Source organism: Massilia phyllostachyos (assembly GCF_021044825.1).
In the GTDB taxonomy this organism is placed as follows: domain Bacteria; phylum Pseudomonadota; class Gammaproteobacteria; order Burkholderiales; family Burkholderiaceae_D; genus Telluria; species Telluria phyllostachyos.
On record NZ_JAJNOC010000001.1, the window covers coordinates 198815 to 214470 of the forward strand.

The 15656-nt window shown below is 63.4% G+C and carries 19 protein-coding genes and 1 tRNA gene; 13 read left to right on the forward strand and 7 right to left on the reverse strand.

Annotated features, from left to right (window positions below):
* The first annotated feature begins 150 nt into the window (after window positions 1-150).
* The 6 genes from LQ564_RS00745 to LQ564_RS00770 all read left to right on the forward strand — a co-directional run bounded on the left by LQ564_RS00745 (window position 151) and on the right by LQ564_RS00770 (window position 3935).
* Window positions 151-864: a PEP-CTERM sorting domain-containing protein gene (locus LQ564_RS00745; protein WP_231056183.1), complete on the forward strand. Its 714-nt coding sequence runs from the start codon at window positions 151-153 to the stop codon at window positions 862-864.
* A gap of 128 nt (window positions 865-992) precedes the next feature.
* Window positions 993-1066: transfer RNA gene (locus LQ564_RS00750), tRNA-Gly, on the forward strand.
* 66 nt (window positions 1067-1132) lie between these two features.
* Complete coding sequence (locus tag LQ564_RS00755; RefSeq protein ID WP_231056184.1) at window positions 1133-1741, forward strand: nucleotidyltransferase domain-containing protein; 609 nt, start codon at window positions 1133-1135, stop codon at window positions 1739-1741.
* Window positions 1695-2135: a DNA-binding protein gene (locus LQ564_RS00760; protein WP_231056185.1), complete on the forward strand. Its 441-nt coding sequence runs from the start codon at window positions 1695-1697 to the stop codon at window positions 2133-2135. Before LQ564_RS00755 ends, LQ564_RS00760 begins: the two co-directional genes overlap by 47 nt.
* Window positions 2136-2349: 214 nt before the next feature.
* Window positions 2350-3267 (forward strand): aldo/keto reductase, encoded by a 918-nt coding sequence (locus LQ564_RS00765; protein WP_231056186.1) that lies wholly within the window; start codon window positions 2350-2352, stop codon window positions 3265-3267.
* Entirely contained in the window at window positions 3264-3935 is a 672-nt protein-coding gene (locus tag LQ564_RS00770; protein WP_231056187.1) for a DUF6064 family protein, read from the forward strand. The genes LQ564_RS00765 and LQ564_RS00770 overlap by 4 nt, the downstream gene beginning before the upstream one ends.
* Here LQ564_RS00770 and LQ564_RS00775 read toward each other — a convergent pair.
* A complete protein-coding gene (locus LQ564_RS00775; protein WP_231056188.1) occupies window positions 3921-5036 on the reverse strand; it encodes a succinylglutamate desuccinylase/aspartoacylase family protein in 1116 nt (371 codons plus the stop codon). The two genes, LQ564_RS00770 and LQ564_RS00775, sit on opposite strands and share 15 nt — an antisense overlap.
* Before the next feature lie 169 nt (window positions 5037-5205).
* Between LQ564_RS00775 and trmB the strand changes: the two genes are divergently transcribed.
* A complete protein-coding gene (gene trmB / locus LQ564_RS00780; RefSeq protein WP_231057335.1) occupies window positions 5206-5886 on the forward strand; it encodes a tRNA (guanosine(46)-N7)-methyltransferase TrmB in 681 nt (226 codons plus the stop codon).
* Between the two features lie 39 nt (window positions 5887-5925).
* Here the strand turns inward: trmB and LQ564_RS00785 are convergent, their stop codons facing one another.
* The 3 genes from LQ564_RS00785 to LQ564_RS00795 are packed head-to-tail and all read right to left on the reverse strand — an operon-like array spanning window position 5926 to window position 9956.
* Window positions 5926-7227, reverse strand: coding sequence for a sugar MFS transporter (locus LQ564_RS00785; RefSeq protein ID WP_231056189.1), 1302 nt, complete (start codon window positions 7225-7227; stop codon window positions 5926-5928).
* Between the two features lie 34 nt (window positions 7228-7261).
* On the reverse strand, window positions 7262-9085 hold the full coding sequence (recQ, locus tag LQ564_RS00790; RefSeq protein WP_231056190.1) for a DNA helicase RecQ: 1824 nt from the start codon (window positions 9083-9085) through the stop codon (window positions 7262-7264).
* A gap of 37 nt (window positions 9086-9122) precedes the next feature.
* Complete coding sequence (locus LQ564_RS00795; RefSeq protein ID WP_231056191.1) at window positions 9123-9956, reverse strand: undecaprenyl-diphosphate phosphatase; 834 nt, start codon at window positions 9954-9956, stop codon at window positions 9123-9125.
* A gap of 299 nt (window positions 9957-10255) precedes the next feature.
* Here LQ564_RS00795 and LQ564_RS00800 point away from each other — a divergent pair, with 299 nt between their 5' ends.
* The 3 genes from LQ564_RS00800 (at window position 10256) to LQ564_RS00810 (ending at window position 12029) form a co-directional block, all read left to right on the forward strand.
* Window positions 10256-10591 carry a hypothetical protein gene (locus LQ564_RS00800; RefSeq protein WP_231056192.1) on the forward strand — a complete coding sequence of 112 codons (336 nt, stop codon included), beginning with the start codon at window positions 10256-10258 and terminating at the stop codon, window positions 10589-10591.
* An 83-nt stretch (window positions 10592-10674) separates the two neighbouring features.
* A complete protein-coding gene (locus tag LQ564_RS00805; protein ID WP_231056193.1) occupies window positions 10675-10878 on the forward strand; it encodes a hypothetical protein in 204 nt (67 codons plus the stop codon).
* Between the two features lie 173 nt (window positions 10879-11051).
* Window positions 11052-12029, forward strand: a complete 978-nt coding sequence (locus LQ564_RS00810) for a DUF5655 domain-containing protein (protein WP_231056194.1) — start codon at window positions 11052-11054, stop codon at window positions 12027-12029.
* Between the two features lie 48 nt (window positions 12030-12077).
* On the opposite strand, the gene LQ564_RS00815 is transcribed toward LQ564_RS00810, so the two are convergent.
* The 3 genes from LQ564_RS00815 to LQ564_RS00825 form a co-directional block, all read right to left on the reverse strand.
* On the reverse strand, window positions 12078-12392 hold the full coding sequence (locus LQ564_RS00815) for a hypothetical protein (protein ID WP_231056195.1): 315 nt from the start codon (window positions 12390-12392) through the stop codon (window positions 12078-12080).
* A 36-nt stretch (window positions 12393-12428) separates the two neighbouring features.
* Window positions 12429-12758: a DUF6968 family protein gene (locus LQ564_RS00820; RefSeq protein ID WP_231056196.1), complete on the reverse strand. Its 330-nt coding sequence runs from the start codon at window positions 12756-12758 to the stop codon at window positions 12429-12431.
* A 69-nt stretch (window positions 12759-12827) separates the two neighbouring features.
* Window positions 12828-13085: a YkgJ family cysteine cluster protein gene (locus LQ564_RS00825; RefSeq protein ID WP_231057336.1), complete on the reverse strand. Its 258-nt coding sequence runs from the start codon at window positions 13083-13085 to the stop codon at window positions 12828-12830.
* Window positions 13086-13206: 121 nt separating this feature from the next.
* Between LQ564_RS00825 and LQ564_RS00830 the strand changes: the two genes are divergently transcribed.
* The 3 genes from LQ564_RS00830 to LQ564_RS00840 all read left to right on the forward strand — a co-directional run bounded on the left by LQ564_RS00830 (window position 13207) and on the right by LQ564_RS00840 (window position 15652).
* Window positions 13207-14097 (forward strand): SDR family oxidoreductase, encoded by an 891-nt coding sequence (locus LQ564_RS00830; RefSeq protein WP_231056197.1) that lies wholly within the window; start codon window positions 13207-13209, stop codon window positions 14095-14097.
* A 102-nt stretch (window positions 14098-14199) separates the two neighbouring features.
* On the forward strand, window positions 14200-14835 hold the full coding sequence (locus LQ564_RS00835; protein WP_231056198.1) for a TetR/AcrR family transcriptional regulator: 636 nt from the start codon (window positions 14200-14202) through the stop codon (window positions 14833-14835).
* A 160-nt stretch (window positions 14836-14995) separates the two neighbouring features.
* The gene (locus LQ564_RS00840; protein WP_231056199.1) at window positions 14996-15652 is read left to right on the forward strand and encodes a protein-L-isoaspartate O-methyltransferase family protein; all 657 of its coding nucleotides are present in this window, start codon (window positions 14996-14998) and stop codon (window positions 15650-15652) included.
* Window positions 15653-15656 lie beyond the last annotated feature (4 nt).

Sequence of the window (15656 nt, forward strand, 5' to 3'; positions counted from 1 at the left end):
TAAATAGACTCTGGCAAAGTATGTTGCGCACATTAAACTTATGTTAAATATTTGAAATAGTTGATAGTTTTCAAGGAATTGATCCTCCTGGCATAGCATTTGCTTAAATGTATTTATAGTTTCACAATAATATTTGCTAGGGAATACATAATGAAAACTGTCTCGCACATCCTCGCCTCAGCCATGTTGCTGACTTCCGCCGCCGCGTCGGCTGTCGAACTGCCGGTAGTCGAAAAGCGCTTCGGCGCACTGTCGGAAGCGACCTTCGGCGGCACCGGCATTCCGAATGACTCGGTGGCCGTCACCACCTTCGGCTCGGTCACCATGGGCTTGTCGGCAACCCAGCGCTACGTCGGCCCGAACCTGGAAAACGACAAGGCAGGCACCTATTACGCGACGCCGGGCAAGAGCACCGTGGGTTTGCCGGCAGGCGCCAACTGGAACTTCAATTTCTACATCAACGACAGCGCCAGCAGCCTTTCCAGCAGCGGCCTGACCTACAAGATCCTGTTCGACTTCGATCCGGCCACCGCCGTCGACACGTCGAAACTGGGCAGCTTCGATCCGCTGTTCTTCTGGGGGGCTTCGAACACCTCGCAGAATTCGCTGAACCTTCTGTTCCCCTACCTGACCAGCGGTTTCCCGGGCGTCACCGCGCCGGCCGGCGCCTTCGACCCGAACGCCACCGGTCTCTACAGCTTCTACCTGATCGCATCCGATGCACGCGGCGAAGTCGCCCGCAGCGAAATCAATGTGCAGGTCGTCGCCCTGGCGTCGGACGTTCCGGAACCGGCATCGGTCGCCCTGCTGGGCCTGGGCCTGGCCGGCGTGGCCGCTGCGCGCCGCCGCAAGCAGGCCAAGTAATCCCGCATCGGCATCGGCGCCGGCCCGCATGGCCGGCGCTCGCGCCTGATCCCACGGATTGGGCGCGCGCAGCAACCTTGCCTGGAAATTTGTCAAACGGCACATAAGCCGCGTAGAATGCGCATGTCGCGGGTGTAGCTCAATGGTAGAGCAGGAGCTTCCCAAGCTTAAGACGAGGGTTCGATTCCCTTCACCCGCTCCAGTCTGTCTCCCCACATAGTGTTTCCTTATCGGTGACGAACGTCTCCCGAATTGATACACTTGTCTCATGCTCGCAAATTTCCTGTTCGGCCCGTTCCGTACCCGTGTATTGTCAGCCTTGCTCCTCCACCCGGACAATGCTTGGCACGTTCGCGAACTGGCGCGCCAGCTCGAGGTCTTACCTGGTACTGTCAACCGCGAGTTGATCAAATTGGCCGACGCCGGCGTCCTGACGCGACAGCAGATTGGCAACCAGGTGCACTACCGCGCCAACCGCGACTGTCCTGTTTATGCGGAGCTGGCTGGTCTGTTGCGAAAGACCGCAGGCATGGCTACCGTGCTGACCAACGCCCTTCAGCCAATGGCAGGCCATATCCAATGCGCTCTGATATTCGGCTCTGTAGCTCGAGGGGAAGAAACAGTCCATTCCGACATCGACATCCTCGTTTTGGGCGACGTCAGCTTTGGCGATGTGGTCGAAGCCTTGTATCCCGCACAGGATGAAGTGCAGCGCGAAATCAACCCGGTTGTCTATCGCGCGAAAGACTTTCGTGCCAAGCTCGCATCGAACAATACGTGGGCTCGTGAAGTAGTTGCAAAGCCCAAGCTCTTCCTATTAGGTGATGCAAATGACTTTGCAAAACTTGTTGGCGATTCAGAGCCTGATCGAGTTTAATGCCCAGCGTGAAGACATCCAGCGTCTTCTGGCTGCTGCAGAACGCAATTTGCAGGATGCAAGTGTGACGGCCATTAGCGATGAGAATCGCTTCGATGCAGCCTATAAATGCATCATGCAGTGCGCAATGGTCGCGCTATGGGCAAACGGCTATCGGCCATCCACCAGCAAGCCAGGCCATCATCAGACCGCCATCCAGAGTCTGGCGCTGACAATCGCACTCGATTCCAGGACTGTAATATTGCTCGACAAACTGCGCAGGCAGCGCAACCTGAACGATTATGACGGCGATCCCATTGCACCAAGCGTTGTCGAAGAAAGTCAGCGGCAGGCACAAGCGCTTCTACGACGAGTCAAGGAGTGGCTTAGTCAAAGCAGGCCTGATCTTTGCTAACGCTATGGCGAGCAACCAGCGAATAAGGAACGTCCCTTCGTCGAAGTAACTGACGTGGAAGTTCTTCTGCTTTCAATCTTCGGTGAGGTTTGATGCGGGCAAGCATGTCGGCCGCACTGACAAGCAGTCGGCCTAATGCAATGGATGCGCATGGCAATCCTGCAAAGCGATATGCTGGCATCTCATCAGCCATGCCTGAGAAGGAGCGCCCGCCATGCAGTCCGACTTCCGAACGCGCCGCCGCGTGCTGGCCGCCCTGGCTGCATTGCCGGCCATCGCCACGGCCCAAGGCCAGGCCGTCCCTGCGCTGCTGACGCGCGCCATCCCTTCGTCCGGCGAACAACTACCGCTGGTCGGCCTGGGTAGCTGGATCACCTTCAACGTCGGCCGCGACCCCGAGGCGCGGGCCGAATGCCGCGAGGTCATGCGCGCCTTCTTCGCCGGCGGCGGACGGCTGGTCGATTCCTCGCCGATGTACGGATCGGCGCAGGACGTCATCGGCGAGGCCGTGGCCGCGCTGCGCCCCAAGCCGCTGTTCGCGGCGGACAAGGTCTGGATCGGGGATGGCGGACAGGGCCCGGCGCAGGCGGAGGCCTCACGCCGCCTGTGGCGCGTGCCGCGCTTCGACCTGCTGCAGGTGCATAACCTGCTGGCGTGGGAAGCGCACCTGCCGATGCTGCTGCGGATGAAGCAGGAGGGGAGGCTGCGCTACGTCGGCATCACGACCTCGGAAGGGCGGCGCCATGGCGAGATCGAGAAGATCATGGCGAGCCAGCCGATCGACTTCGTGCAGATCTCCTACAATCCGCTCGACCGCGAAGTCGAGGCGCGCATCCTGCCGCTGGCGCGCGAGCGCCGCATCGGCGTGATCGTCAACCGGCCGTTCCGCCAGGGCGACCTGACCGCGGCGCTGCGGGGCAAGCGCCTGCCCGGCTGGGCCGCGGAACTCAAGTGCGGCAGCTGGGCCCAGGCCATCCTGAAATTCATCGTCGCGCATCCGGCCGTGACCTGCGCGATACCCGCCACCTCGCAGGTCGCCCACGTGCGCGAGAACCTGCTGGCCGCCACCGGCCCGTTGTCCGACGAGGCGCTGCGCCGCCGCATCGCGCAGGATATCGAAAGGCTGGCATGAGCGAGTGGTGGACCTATTCGCTGTCGGATTTCCTGATGTTCTCGGCGCGCAGCTACTACCGCCAGTTCGCACTGATGAACCGGGAGTTGTGGCCGCTCCATGTGCTGGCGCTGGCGGCCGGCCTGGCGATCCTGGCGTGCACGCTGCGGCCGCGTCCCGGCGCAGCGCGTGTGGGGTTCGGCTTGCTGGCGCTGGCCTGGGCCTGGGTCGCGTGGGCTTATCTGCTCGAACGCCATGCGGACATCAATACCGGAGCGCCGTGGTTCGCGGCGGGCTTCGGCGTGCAGGCGGCCTTGCTGGCCTGGATGGCGCTGCGCAAGCCGGCGGCGCCCGTTACGGGAATGCCGGCGCGGGTGGCGCAGCTCGTCGTGGCCGCTGGATTGGCAATCTGGCCGCTGCTCGCGCCGCTGGACGGACGCGGCTGGATGCAGGCGGAAGTGTTCGGGCTTGCGCCCGATCCCACCGCCGCCGCGACATTGGGGGCTTTGCTGTTCTGGCGCGCTCCATGGCCGCTCTGGATCCTGCCGCTGGCCTGGTGCGCGGCCAGCAGCGCGACGCTGCACGAACTGCACGTGGCGCAGGCCTGGGCGCTGCCGTTGCTGGCCTTGCTGGCCGCGATCAGCGCATGGGCAGGCGCTGCCGGACGGCGTTCGTCAGGCGCTCAGTAGGTCGCCCGTCCGAAACGACTCCGTCCCCGCGATCTTGCACACGTGCGCCCCGCGCAGCAGATGCCGGTGCGCCGTGCTGGCGAACAGTAGCCCCGCATGGCTGGATGACAGCGTCGTCACCTGGCCGCTGACCGGATTGACGATGTCGGCCACCGGCTCGCCCGCCTCGACCATGTCGCCCAGGCGCTTGTGGAACACCAGCACGCCGGCGTGCGGCGCTTCGAGCGGTTCGACGGCGTTGAGCGGGGTCGCGCGGCACGGCGTTTCCGGCAGCGGCAGCAGGGGGATGTCGAGCACGCCCGCGTGGCCGAGGTATTGCAGGATGGCTTGCGCGTCCGGGCGCGCGTAGTCATAGCGCACGTCGTTCTCGCCGCGCAGTTCGACGGTGACGGCGGCGCAGGCCGGCGGAATCGCGGCGCCTTCGAAATGGTCGGCCAGGTCCCACCACAGGCGGCTGCAGGCTTCGTCGAAGGCTTCGCCGCCGGAAGCCTTGGCCACCAGCAGCACGCGCGCGCCGAGCAGGGCGGTGAGGGGAGCGACCGTTTCCACCAGCGGCGTCCCCGTGTACATGTGCATCAGCGCTTCGTTATCGCAGTGCAGGTCGAGCACGATGTCGGCGTCGATCGCCATCGCCAGCAGGGTTTTCTTGAGCGTCTCGACGTCGTCCTTCGGCGTCCACTGCGCCACCTGGCGGCGCGCTTCCTCGCGGATGAGAAGCACGTTGGCGTCGATGTCGCTGCCCAGACGGCCTTCGAGCGACTTCTTCAGCGCGTCGGCCACGTGCAGGTACATGCGGTTGAAGTTGATCCCGGTCGGCAGGTGGTAGCGCCCGAAGGGCGTGCCGTGGATGACCTGGGACAGGCCGATCGGGTTGGCCGCCGGGACCAGGATGATCTCGCCACGGATTGCACCTTCGGCGTCGAGGCGATCGAGTTCCTGGCGCAGCAGATGGGCGACCAGCATCGCCGGCACCTCGTCGGCGTGGACCGCGGCCTGGATGTAGACCTTCTTGCCGCTGCCCGGGCTGCCGTAGTGGAACGAGGTGAGATTGGCGGTAGCGACGTTCTCGTCGGCGGCGATCGGGTGTTTCAGCGAGTGCATGGCGGGCGCGTCCTGGGCTGGCAAGGGAAAATGCGATTATGCGCGATTCCGGCGCCGGGCTTCGCACGCTCCCGCCTGGGCTATAATGACAGCCGTTTTTTCCTCAATCCTGTCCTGCGACTCCCCCATGTCCTCTGATACCCCGACCAACAACGGCCCGGCGCGGCCGATGCTTTACGATCCGACCGAACACCGCATCCGCAGCTTCGTCACGCGGGCCGGCCGCCTGTCGACCGCGCAGGCGCGCGCGCTGGAGGAGCTGGGACCGCAATACCTGGTCGAGTACAAGCGCGAACCGCTCGACCTCGCGCAGGCCTTCGGCCGCAAGGCGCCGGTGATCCTGGAGATCGGCTTCGGCATGGGCGACACCACCGCGCACATCGCGCGCCTGATGCCGGAGAAGGATTTCATCGGGGTCGAGGTGCACACGCCGGGCGTGGGCAGCCTGCTCAAGCAGATCGGCGAGCAGGGCATCACCAATCTGCGCCTGATCCAGCACGACGTGGTCGAGGTGCTGAACCACATGATCGCGGACGGGTCCCTCGCCGGCGTGCACGTGTTCTTCCCGGACCCGTGGCACAAGGCGCGCCACAACAAGCGCCGTCTGATCCAGCCGCCGTTCGTGAAGGTCCTGTGCGACAAGCTGGCCCCGGGCGGCTACCTGCATTGCGCGACCGACTGGGAAGACTACGCGGTACAGATGCTGGAAGTGCTAGGGAACGAGCCGCAGCTGCAGAACACGGCGGAAGGCTACGCGCCGCAGCCTGAATATCGTCCGCTGACCAAGTTCGAGAACCGTGGCCTCAAGCTGGGGCACGGCGTCTGGGACCTGGTTTTCACCAAGAAGTAATACCCGATATGGCCGGCGCCGCCGGCCATATCGACACCATCACACCGTTACCTGAGATCTCCGGGCATACCAGCCGAAGTACAGGATCACCGCATAGCAGATCGCCGGCACCACCAGCGACATCTTCAGCCCGGCCTCGTCGGCCACGTGTCCCATCAGGAGCGGCACGACGGCCCCGCCCACGATCGCCACGCACAGCAGCCCCGAGCCTTCCGCCGCACGCTTGCCTAGCCCTTCGCAGGCCAGGGTGAAGATGGTCGGGAACATGATCGAGTTGAACAGGCCGATGGCCAGCAGCGACCAGCCGGACAGCGCGCCGGTGCTCAGCCCCGATAGCACCAGCAGGCCGATGGTGGCGCACGCGGCGCCGGCCAGCACCTTGCCCGGCGAGACCAGGCGCAGCAGGCCCGCGCCGATGAAGCGGCCGATCATCGCGCCGCCCCAGTACAGCGGCACGTGCTTGCCGGCTTCCTCGGCGCCCAGTCCCAGCACGTGCGACTCCATCAGGTAGTTGACGATGATCGAGCCGATCGCCACTTCCGCGCCCACGTAGAGGAAGATGCACAGCGCGCCGAGCGCGAAGCGCGGCTGCTTCAGGAGGTCGAAGGCCTGCAGGATGCTCTCCGCCGGGGCCGCGGTTTCCACCAGCTTGCGGCGGTTCAGCCACACGGCAAAGGCCAGCAGGCCGAGCGCGATCGCGAGGCCGATATAGGTGTTGACCACCACGCGCGTCTCTTCCTGGCGGTAGGCGTCGAGCGCGGCGCCGGAGAGGGTCGTCACGTCGACCGTCGCCAGCGAACCGAGGATCAGGATCGCGCCCACGTAGGGGAAGACGGTGGTGCCGAGCGAATTGAAGGCCTGGGCGAAGGTCAGTCGGCTCGACGCCGTCTGCGGCTTGCCCAGCATCGAGATCAGGGGGTTGGCCACCACCTGCACGATGGTGATGCCCGATGCGAGCACGAACAGCGCCAGCAGGAAGGTCACGAACACGCCGGAGTAGGACGCCGGGATGAACAGCAGGCAGCCGACCGCCATCGTCACCAGGCCAACGACCGCGGAACGCATGTAGCCGATGCGCTGGACGATGGCGGCGGCCGGGATCGAGACGAAGAAGTAGGCGGCGAAGAAGGCCGACTGCACCAGCATCGCCTGGGCGTAGCTGAGGGTGAACAGGTCCTTGAGTTTCGGGATGATGACGTCGTTCAGGCTGGTGATGCCGCCGAAGACGAAGAACAGCGCAAACACGAAGCTTTGCAGGCCCGGTGCGTTGACGGGCACGTAGGCATCGACGCCATCCTTGGAAAGGGATGCGGTATTGCTGGTGGGAGTGGGGATGGCCATGGTGTGATGGATTGAATTGAATCAATCCATCACACTACATCATCTCGTTGATGATCGCGACAATTTCGTCGCCGTAGGACACCAGCTTTTTCTCGCCCACGCCCGACACGCCGCGCAGGGCATCGATCGAGGACGGTTTTACTTTGGCGATCTCGCGCAGGGTCGCATCCTGGAACACGACATAGGCCGGCACCCCGTGCTCGCGCGCGGTGCCCATGCGCCAGGAGCGCAGGCGCTCGAAGATCTGCTGCTCGTCGCGCGACAGCTCGGTCTCTTCATACCCGCTGCTGCGCGAAGACGACGGCCGCTTGGCCTTGACCGGCTTCTGGTACTGGCGCAGCTGCACCTTCTGTTCTCCCTTGAGCACCGGACGCGCGGCGTCCGTCAGCTTGAGGGAGCTGAAGGCGTCGTGGTCGACCGTGACGAAGCCGAGCGCGATCGCCTGGCGCATGATGGCGCGCCATTCCTGTTCGGAGCGGTCGGCGCCGATGCCGTAGACGGTGAGCTTGTCGTGGTGCCACTGGCTGATGCGCTCCGTTTGCGCGCCGCGTAGCACGTCGATCACGTGGCCCGCCGCAAACCGTTGATCGACGCGATACACGGTCGACAGCAGCTTTTGCATCGGCACCGTGCCGTCGACCTGCACCGGCGGGATCAGGCAGGTGTCGCAGTTGCCGCAGGGGCCGGAGCGCTCGCCGAAGTAATCGAGCAGGCGCATGCGCCGGCAGCTGAGCGTTTCGCACAGGCCGAGCATGGCGTCGAGCTTCATCGACAGCACGCGCTTGAAGGTTTCGTCGGCCTCGGATTCGTCGATCATCCGGCGCTGCAGCACCACGTCCTGCAAGCCGTAGGCCATCCAGGCGCTGGCGGGGGCGCCGTCGCGGCCGGCGCGGCCGGTCTCCTGGTAATAGCCCTCGATGCTCTTCGGGAGGTCGAGGTGGCAGACGAAACGCACGTCCGGCTTGTCGATGCCCATGCCGAAGGCGATGGTCGCCACCATCACGATATTCTCTTCGCGCAGGAAGCGCGACTGGTTCGCGGCCCGCACGCTGTGGTCCATGCCGGCGTGGTAGGCCATGGCGCGGATGCCGTGCTCGTTCAGGAAGTCCGCGGTTTCCTCGACTTTTTTACGCGACAGGCAGTAGACGATGCCGGAGTCCTGGGCGTGCTCGCTCGAGATGAAATCGATCAGCTGCTTGCGGCCGGTGGTCTTCTCGACGATCGAGTAGCGGATGTTCGGGCGGTCGAACGAAGACACGAACTGGCGCGCCTCAATCAGCTGCAGGCGGTGCGCGATCTCGGCGCGGGTCTGCTGGTCGGCGGTGGCCGTCAGCGCGATGCGCGGGATGGTGGGGTAGCGCTCGTGCAGCACCGACAGGCGGATGTACTCGGGCCGGAAATCATGGCCCCACTGCGACACGCAGTGCGCCTCGTCGATGGCGAAGAGAGCGATCGGCGAGGCGTCGAACAGTTCGAGGCAGCGCTGGGTGAGCAGGCGTTCGGGCGCCACGTAGACCAGGTCGATCTCGCCGTTGCGCACCAGGCGCTCGATGCGCAGGGTCTCTTCGAAGGTCTGGGTCGAGTTGAGGAAGGCGGCGCGCACGCCGACTTCCTCGAGCGCGTCGACCTGGTCCTGCATCAGCGCGATGAGGGGCGAAACGACCACGCCCACGCCGTCGCGCAGCAGCGCGGGGATCTGGTAGCACAGCGACTTGCCGCCGCCGGTGGGCATCAGGACGAGGGCGTCGCCGCCGCCGGCCACGCACTCGACGATCTCGGCCTGCTGCCCGCGGAAGGCGGGGTAGCCGAAGACCGTTTCGAGGACGTGGAGGGCGCGCGTTTGAAGCTCGGTTGTCATGCTGGGAATAAGTTTTGCTGAAGCACCTGGAAAGAGGTCATTCCGCCCAGGTCACCAGATTGAAATGCGCGGTCACGAGAACGACGATACCGAACACGATACGGTACCAGGCGAAAATCGTGAAGTCGTGCGTGCTGATGTAGCGCAGGAGCCAGCGCACGCACAGGAAGGCCGACGCGAACGCGGCCAGGCCGCCCAGTCCGAACATGGGGATGTCGGCCATCGATAGCAAGTGGCGCTCCTTCACCACCGAGTACACGGTGGCCGAGAGCAGGGTCGGAATCGCCAGGAAGAAGGAGAATTCGGTGGCCGCCTTGCGCGAGAGGCCGAACAGCATGCCGCCGATAATGGTCGCGCCGGAACGGCTGGTGCCGGGGATCAGGGCGAAGGCCTGGGCCACGCCGACCTTCAGGGCGTCGAGCGGGCTCATCTCGTCCACGGTTTCGACGCGTGCAAGGCGGTTGCCGCCGGTGTGGCGCCGCTCCACCCACAGGATCACCAGGCCGCCGACGATGAAGGCGGTCGCGACCGGCACCGGCGAGAACAGTTCCGCCTTGATGGTTTCGTTGAACAGGAAGCCGAGCACGGCCGCCGGAATGAAGGCGATGATCAAATTGGTCACGAACTTGCGCTGCTTCGGGTCCGAGCCCAGGCCGGTCGCCACATTCGCGATGCGCTGGCGATATTCCCAGATCACGGCCAGCATGGCGCCGGCCTGGATCGCGATTTCGAAGACCTTGACTTTATCGCCGGTGAAATTGAGCAGGCTGCCCGCCAGGATCAGGTGGCCGGTGGAGGAAATCGGGAGGAATTCGGTGAAGCCCTCGACCAGGCCCATGATGATCGCCTTGATGGCGAGAAGGATATCCATGAATTCGTGGCAGCTTGATCAGCGGTGAAGTGGGTTGATGGATGAGTGCAGATGCGGCGGGGGCCAAGCTTAACATGCACGAGAACGGCGCCATTGCGCGCGTCGTGCCGCCTTCGTCCAGCATGAGATTGTACCCTGTGGACATTACTGCTGGGTTAGCCGCGTGCGCGACATCGGCATTTCTGTCGTGCGCCGGTCGCGCAAACGCGTGCTACACTCAAGCCATGAGTATTTTCGTGGTCCTCATCCTTGCCGCGCTCGCGTGGGCGGCATTTCACGGTTGGCAGTTGCCCAACTCCTTGCGTTACCGTCCCTCCCAGGGCCGGGCCTGGCGCAGCACATTCCCCGCCGCTTCCCGTAAAGACATCCGCGATTTCCTGTCGGTGTTCGTGTCGGCCTTTTCCTGCCGCGACAGCGAAAAGCAGCACTTCCGTCCGGACGACGAGGTGCTCGGCATCTACCGCGCGGTCAACCCGACCCGCCGGGTGCCGGACGCCGGCGAACTCGAGACGCTGGCCAGGGCGCTGCGCGACAAGTACGGCCTGATGCTGGACGAGATCTGGCACGAGGGGCTGACCCTCGGCGGCCTGTTCCAGCGGGTGCAGCAGGCGCGCGGCAAGCCGGCTACTGCCTGAGCATTCATCTTCCCTTTGCAGATTACCCGCGCCGGATAGGGCGGGCTCTTGTATTTGTGGCAGCATGACGGCATGTGCCGGCCATGCTCAAGCAAAAGCTCAACTGGAAGCGGCCCGTGTTCTACTCGCTGCTGCCTGTCTTCCTCGTCATGGTCTTCCTCGGCTTCCCGCTGCCGGTCGCGCCGCCGCCCGCCACCAAGCCGGCTCAGGAGCAGACTATTGTCGTCAAGAAGAAGAAAAAGCGTCTTGGACTGTTCGTGTCCGGAACCGATTGCGATGGCAGCTGAAGAGATAACGCGGGGTTGTCGGCTTCGCCGGCCGCGCGTTCAACCAGCGCAAAAATGGAAGACACTCGCCGTTTTACTGTCTTCCAATTTGCCGCCCGGATAAATTTGCGTTTATGCTCATCTTCTTGCGTTATAAAAATACTACAGAGCCGTACGAAGAAGCCCCCTGAACGATGAGCGACATTAAACTTTTTAAATTGACGAACGGCGAGGCCAAGGAGCTTCAAGGAAAATCCTCTGGACTGGAAAAACCGCTGCAATGCTTGATCGAAGCAAATCTCGTTACGCTACTCAATATCCGTTTTCTGGCAAGCGAGTACTCGACAGGTAAGCATCATGGTGGCCGGATCGATTCGCTTGGTTTGGATGAAAACGATTGCCCCGTTATTCTGGAGTACAAACGGTCCATTGGTGAGAACGTCATCAACCAGGGCTTGTACTACCTTAACTGGCTGTTGGACCATAAAGCCGACTTCAAACTTCTTGTGCTGGAGAAGCTCGGTAAAGGAGCCGCCGAAGCAATCGATTGGAGCGCCCCGCGCGTTATTTGCATAGCAGCGGATTTCACGAAGTTCGATAGCCATGCGGTCCAGCAGATAGATCGGGCCATCGAGCTGATCCGCTATCGCCGCTTCGGTGACGATTTGCTTTTGCTGGAATCCGCAGCGTTCGGGTCCGACGCCATCATGAAGACTTCGGCGCCCAAACCTTCGAAATTGTCGCAGCCCAAAGTTGTGCCAGCGAGTGCAGCTTCATTGGACGCGAACTCAAGCAAGCCCGTGGGGCCGGACAAACCCTTTGCGGAAATCTTGCTTGGCCTACCTGAGCCAATGAGCCAACTGCTGGCCTCGCTGGAGGATTACACGATGTCCCTGGGCGACGACGTCCAGCGCAAAGAGCTTCGGCTTTACCTTGCATTCAAGCGGCTCAAGAATTTTGCGACCGTTGTGATACATAAGAAGAACTGTCTCTTGTTGTACTTGCACCTCGAGCCAGGACCAGTATTGCCCATGCTGTCAAAAGCGCGTGACGTGACGTCGATCGGACATTGGGGGACTGGTAATCTTGAGGTGACGATTGGCTCAAGCGAAGAGTTCGAGGCTGCCAAGCCATTTATTCTGGCCGCCTATACAGGGCAGAGCGTTTCGTAGCTGGGCGTTCTGTTTGCGGAGCAATCCCGGCGGTTTTGAAGCTCCTGGCTAGTCCAGCTTCCTGACGGAGACCGTATCCGCCTTGATGGTGATATCGCCGAAATCGCCTTCAAGCACCAGCACGCCATCCAGGCTGCCGATGCTTTCGAGCTCGCCGAGCACACGCATGCTTTGACGGTTCGTCAGGTTTGCGCGGATATGGACCTCCCCGAATGTGATGTCGATCCGCGTTGCGCCTTGATTCCACGCCGAAAGCGCGTAGCATTTTCCGTCTTCGGTACGCAGTACCATGTCGAAGCGACGATGTGCCTGATCCAGGCTGATCGTCAACACGTCGCTTTCTTCGAGTTCGTGCAGATTCATGAGAGATGTGCGTGCCGCTTGTCCGTACAAGCTCCTTCAGCCTGCAAAGACGACATTAATCGTCTCGGCATCGACCGCCGTAGACCTGTCGTCCGGGTAGTACAGAATGCCGCCATCCTCGATGGTAGCGAGCAGGCGGGTACGGATCAGGCGCAGTGCCAGTCCAAGGGGCTGCATCGAGCCTTCTCCGTAAATGTCCGGATATTGCCCGTCGATCCCCTCCAGGGCAGCCGGGCAGCGCCAATGGGTCGCTTCCTCGAGATAGGGCTGGCCGATCCTCGCCATCACCGTGACTTCGCTGCCGTCTGGCCTGACCAGGATGTAGTGCTGTTGTGCGATTGGATTGTCTATAGGGGTTTTGATCATGATCTTGCCAGGAAGCGTGGCCAACCGTCATATGGTAGCGCGTTCCTCGGGCGGCGTGCCTGGCGCGATTCAGGCCGGCGCCGTCGCCCGTTCCAGCTCGTCCAGCCAGCGGATCGCCTGCGCGCGATCGTTCCCGCACATTTCCAGCGACGGCTGCAGCCCGCCGCAAAACGCCGGCCGTTCCGGCTGGCCGAAGATCCGGCAGCGGTTATCCTCGGCCAACTGCACGCAGCGCACGCCGGCCGGTTTCCCATTGGGCATGCCGGGAATCGGGCTGGTGATCGAGGGCGCGATGCAGCAGGCGCCGCAGTCGCTGCGGCATTGCATGGAGAGGGAAGAGGCGTTCATCAGGGCCGCAAGTATACCGCGCCCGGCGCCCGAAGCGGGCGCGTCCCCGCCCGGATTCCTGCTACGTTGTGTCCAACGCACAGCGCTCATGGAGGCCCGCATGACCAGTCCCCTTAAACCCCTGAACCGCCAGGTCGTGGTGATCACCGGCGCCACCAGCGGCATCGGCCTGGCCACCGCCCAGGAGGCGGGCAAGCAGGGGGCGAAGCTGGTGCTGGCGGCGCGTGGGGCCGATGTGCTGGATGCCGTGGTGCAGGGGCTGGTGGACAATGGCGTCGAGGCCATTGCGGTGGTGGCCGACGTGGCCGAGCGCAGCCAGGTCGAGCGCATCGCCCAAACCGCGCTCGAGCGCTTCGGGCGCATCGATACCTGGGTCAACAATGCCGGCGGCACCATCTACGGGCGCCTGGATCAAGTGAGCGAGGACGACAGCCGGCGCCTGTTCGACATCAATTTCTGGGGCATGGTGCATGGTTCGCTGGTGGCGCTGCCGATCCTGAAGCGCCAGGGCGGGGCGCTGGTCAACCTGGGCAGCGAAGCGTCCGAGGTGGCGATCCCGATGCAGGGCATGTACTCGGCCAGCAAGCATGCCGTGAAGGGGTTCACCGATGCGCTGCGGATCGAGGTCGAGCAGCTCGACCAGGCGCCGGTCTCGGTCACCCTGATCGAGCCGACCGCGGTCGATACTCCCTTGCCCCAGCACGCGCGCAACTACATGGAGCGCGAACCGAAGCTGCCCTCGCCCCAGGTCGATCCGCACCAGGTCGCCGCCGCCATCCTGCATGCGGCCGTGGTGCCGATGCGCACGGTGCGGGTCGGGATGATGGCCGAGCTCGATGTGCTGATGGAAAAGGTGGCGCCGGACCTGGCCGACCGCGTCGCCGTGCTGCAAGTGCCGCGCCAGCAGCGCGATTGCCCGCCGCGCGAGCCGGGCGGTTCGCTGTATGCTTCGCGCGCCAGCGGCCGTATTTATGGGCCGGGTGCCGGCTAGTCCGCCAGGTATTGACAGTTCCATCGAAACAACGTTTTGGTTGACTGACCCACAGGCCCCGTCTATATTCAGTGGCTGATCAGTCAGTTTCTAGGCAGAAACATGCAATGCAGCAAGCCACGCTGGGAACGCCGCAAGGATGCTCGCCCGCAAGAGCTTCTTGGCGCCGCCATCGACCTGTTCGTCGAGCGGGGCTTTGCCGCCACCCGTCTCGAGGACGTCGCGCGCCAGGCCGGCGTGTCCAAGGGCACCCTCTATCTGTATTACACCAACAAGGAAGAGCTGTTCAAGGCGGTGGTGCGTGAAAGCATCGTGCCGGTGATCGGCGAAGCCGAGGTCTCGATCAACGAATTCGACGGCCATAGCGGCGACCTGCTGCGCACCGTGATGCTGAACTGGTGGCGACGCGTGGGCCAGAGCAAGGTTTCCGGCATCAGCAAGCTGATCATGGCCGAAGCGAGCAATTTCCCCGAGCTGGCCAAGTTTTACCAGGAAGAAGTCATTACGCGCGGCACGCGCATGATCTCGTCCATGCTGGAACGCGGCGTGGCGCGCGGCGAGTTCCGCGACATCGACGTCACCCAGATGACGCAGGTCCTGATCGCCCCCATGATGATGCTGATCACCTGGAAGCATTCGGCGGTGGCGCCCTGCGACTGCGCCGAGCTGCAGCCCCAGGCCTTCCTCGACGCCTTCCTCGACATGGCCCTGCACGGCCTGCTGCCGCCAAAGCGCTGAGCCGCCTACCTCATCCCGCCGTTTTTCAGGCGTTCAACCCCCTTAAACTGCAGACTGTCGCAATTTACCCCGGTCCAGGGAGGCCCATCGCTAAGATGTGCGTCCTGAGGCCGTTCAACGATAAAATATCGGATTATTTATTTTTCCACCGAGAACTCAGATGAATATCGAACAAGCCCGCTTCAACATGATCGAACAGCAGATCCGCCCATGGAACGTCCTCGACCAGGACGTGCTGGACATGCTGCACGTCGTCAAGCGCGAACAGTTCGTGCCGGCGGCCTACCAGAACCTGGCGTTCGCGGACGTCGACAACATCCCGCTGCCGGGCGGCGGGGCGATGTTCAACCCGAAGGTCGAAGCCCGCATCATGCAGGAACTGCTGGTCAAGAAGCACGAGAACGTCCTCGAAATCGGCACCGGCTCGGGCTATATGGCGGCGCTGCTGGCGCACAAGGCGCGCCACGTGACCACCGTCGAGATCCAGCCGGAAGCCGCGGCCCTGGCGCGCGAGAACCTGGCGCGCGCCGGCATCAATAACGTGACCGTCGAGGAAGGCAACGGCGCCTCCGGCTGGGAAAAGGGCGCGCCGTACGACGTGATCGTGGTGTCGGGCGCGCTGCCGGTGCTGCCGGAAGCGCTGGTGAAGCAGGTGAAAGTGGGCGGCCGCATCGCCGTGATCCTGGGCGAAGCCCCGGCGATGAGCTTCAACATCGTCACCCGCACCTCGGAAACCGCGACCGACACGGTCAGGATTTTCGAGACCATCGCCAAGCCGCTGACCGGCGCCGTCGCGCCGTCGCGCTTCCAGTTCTGAGGCC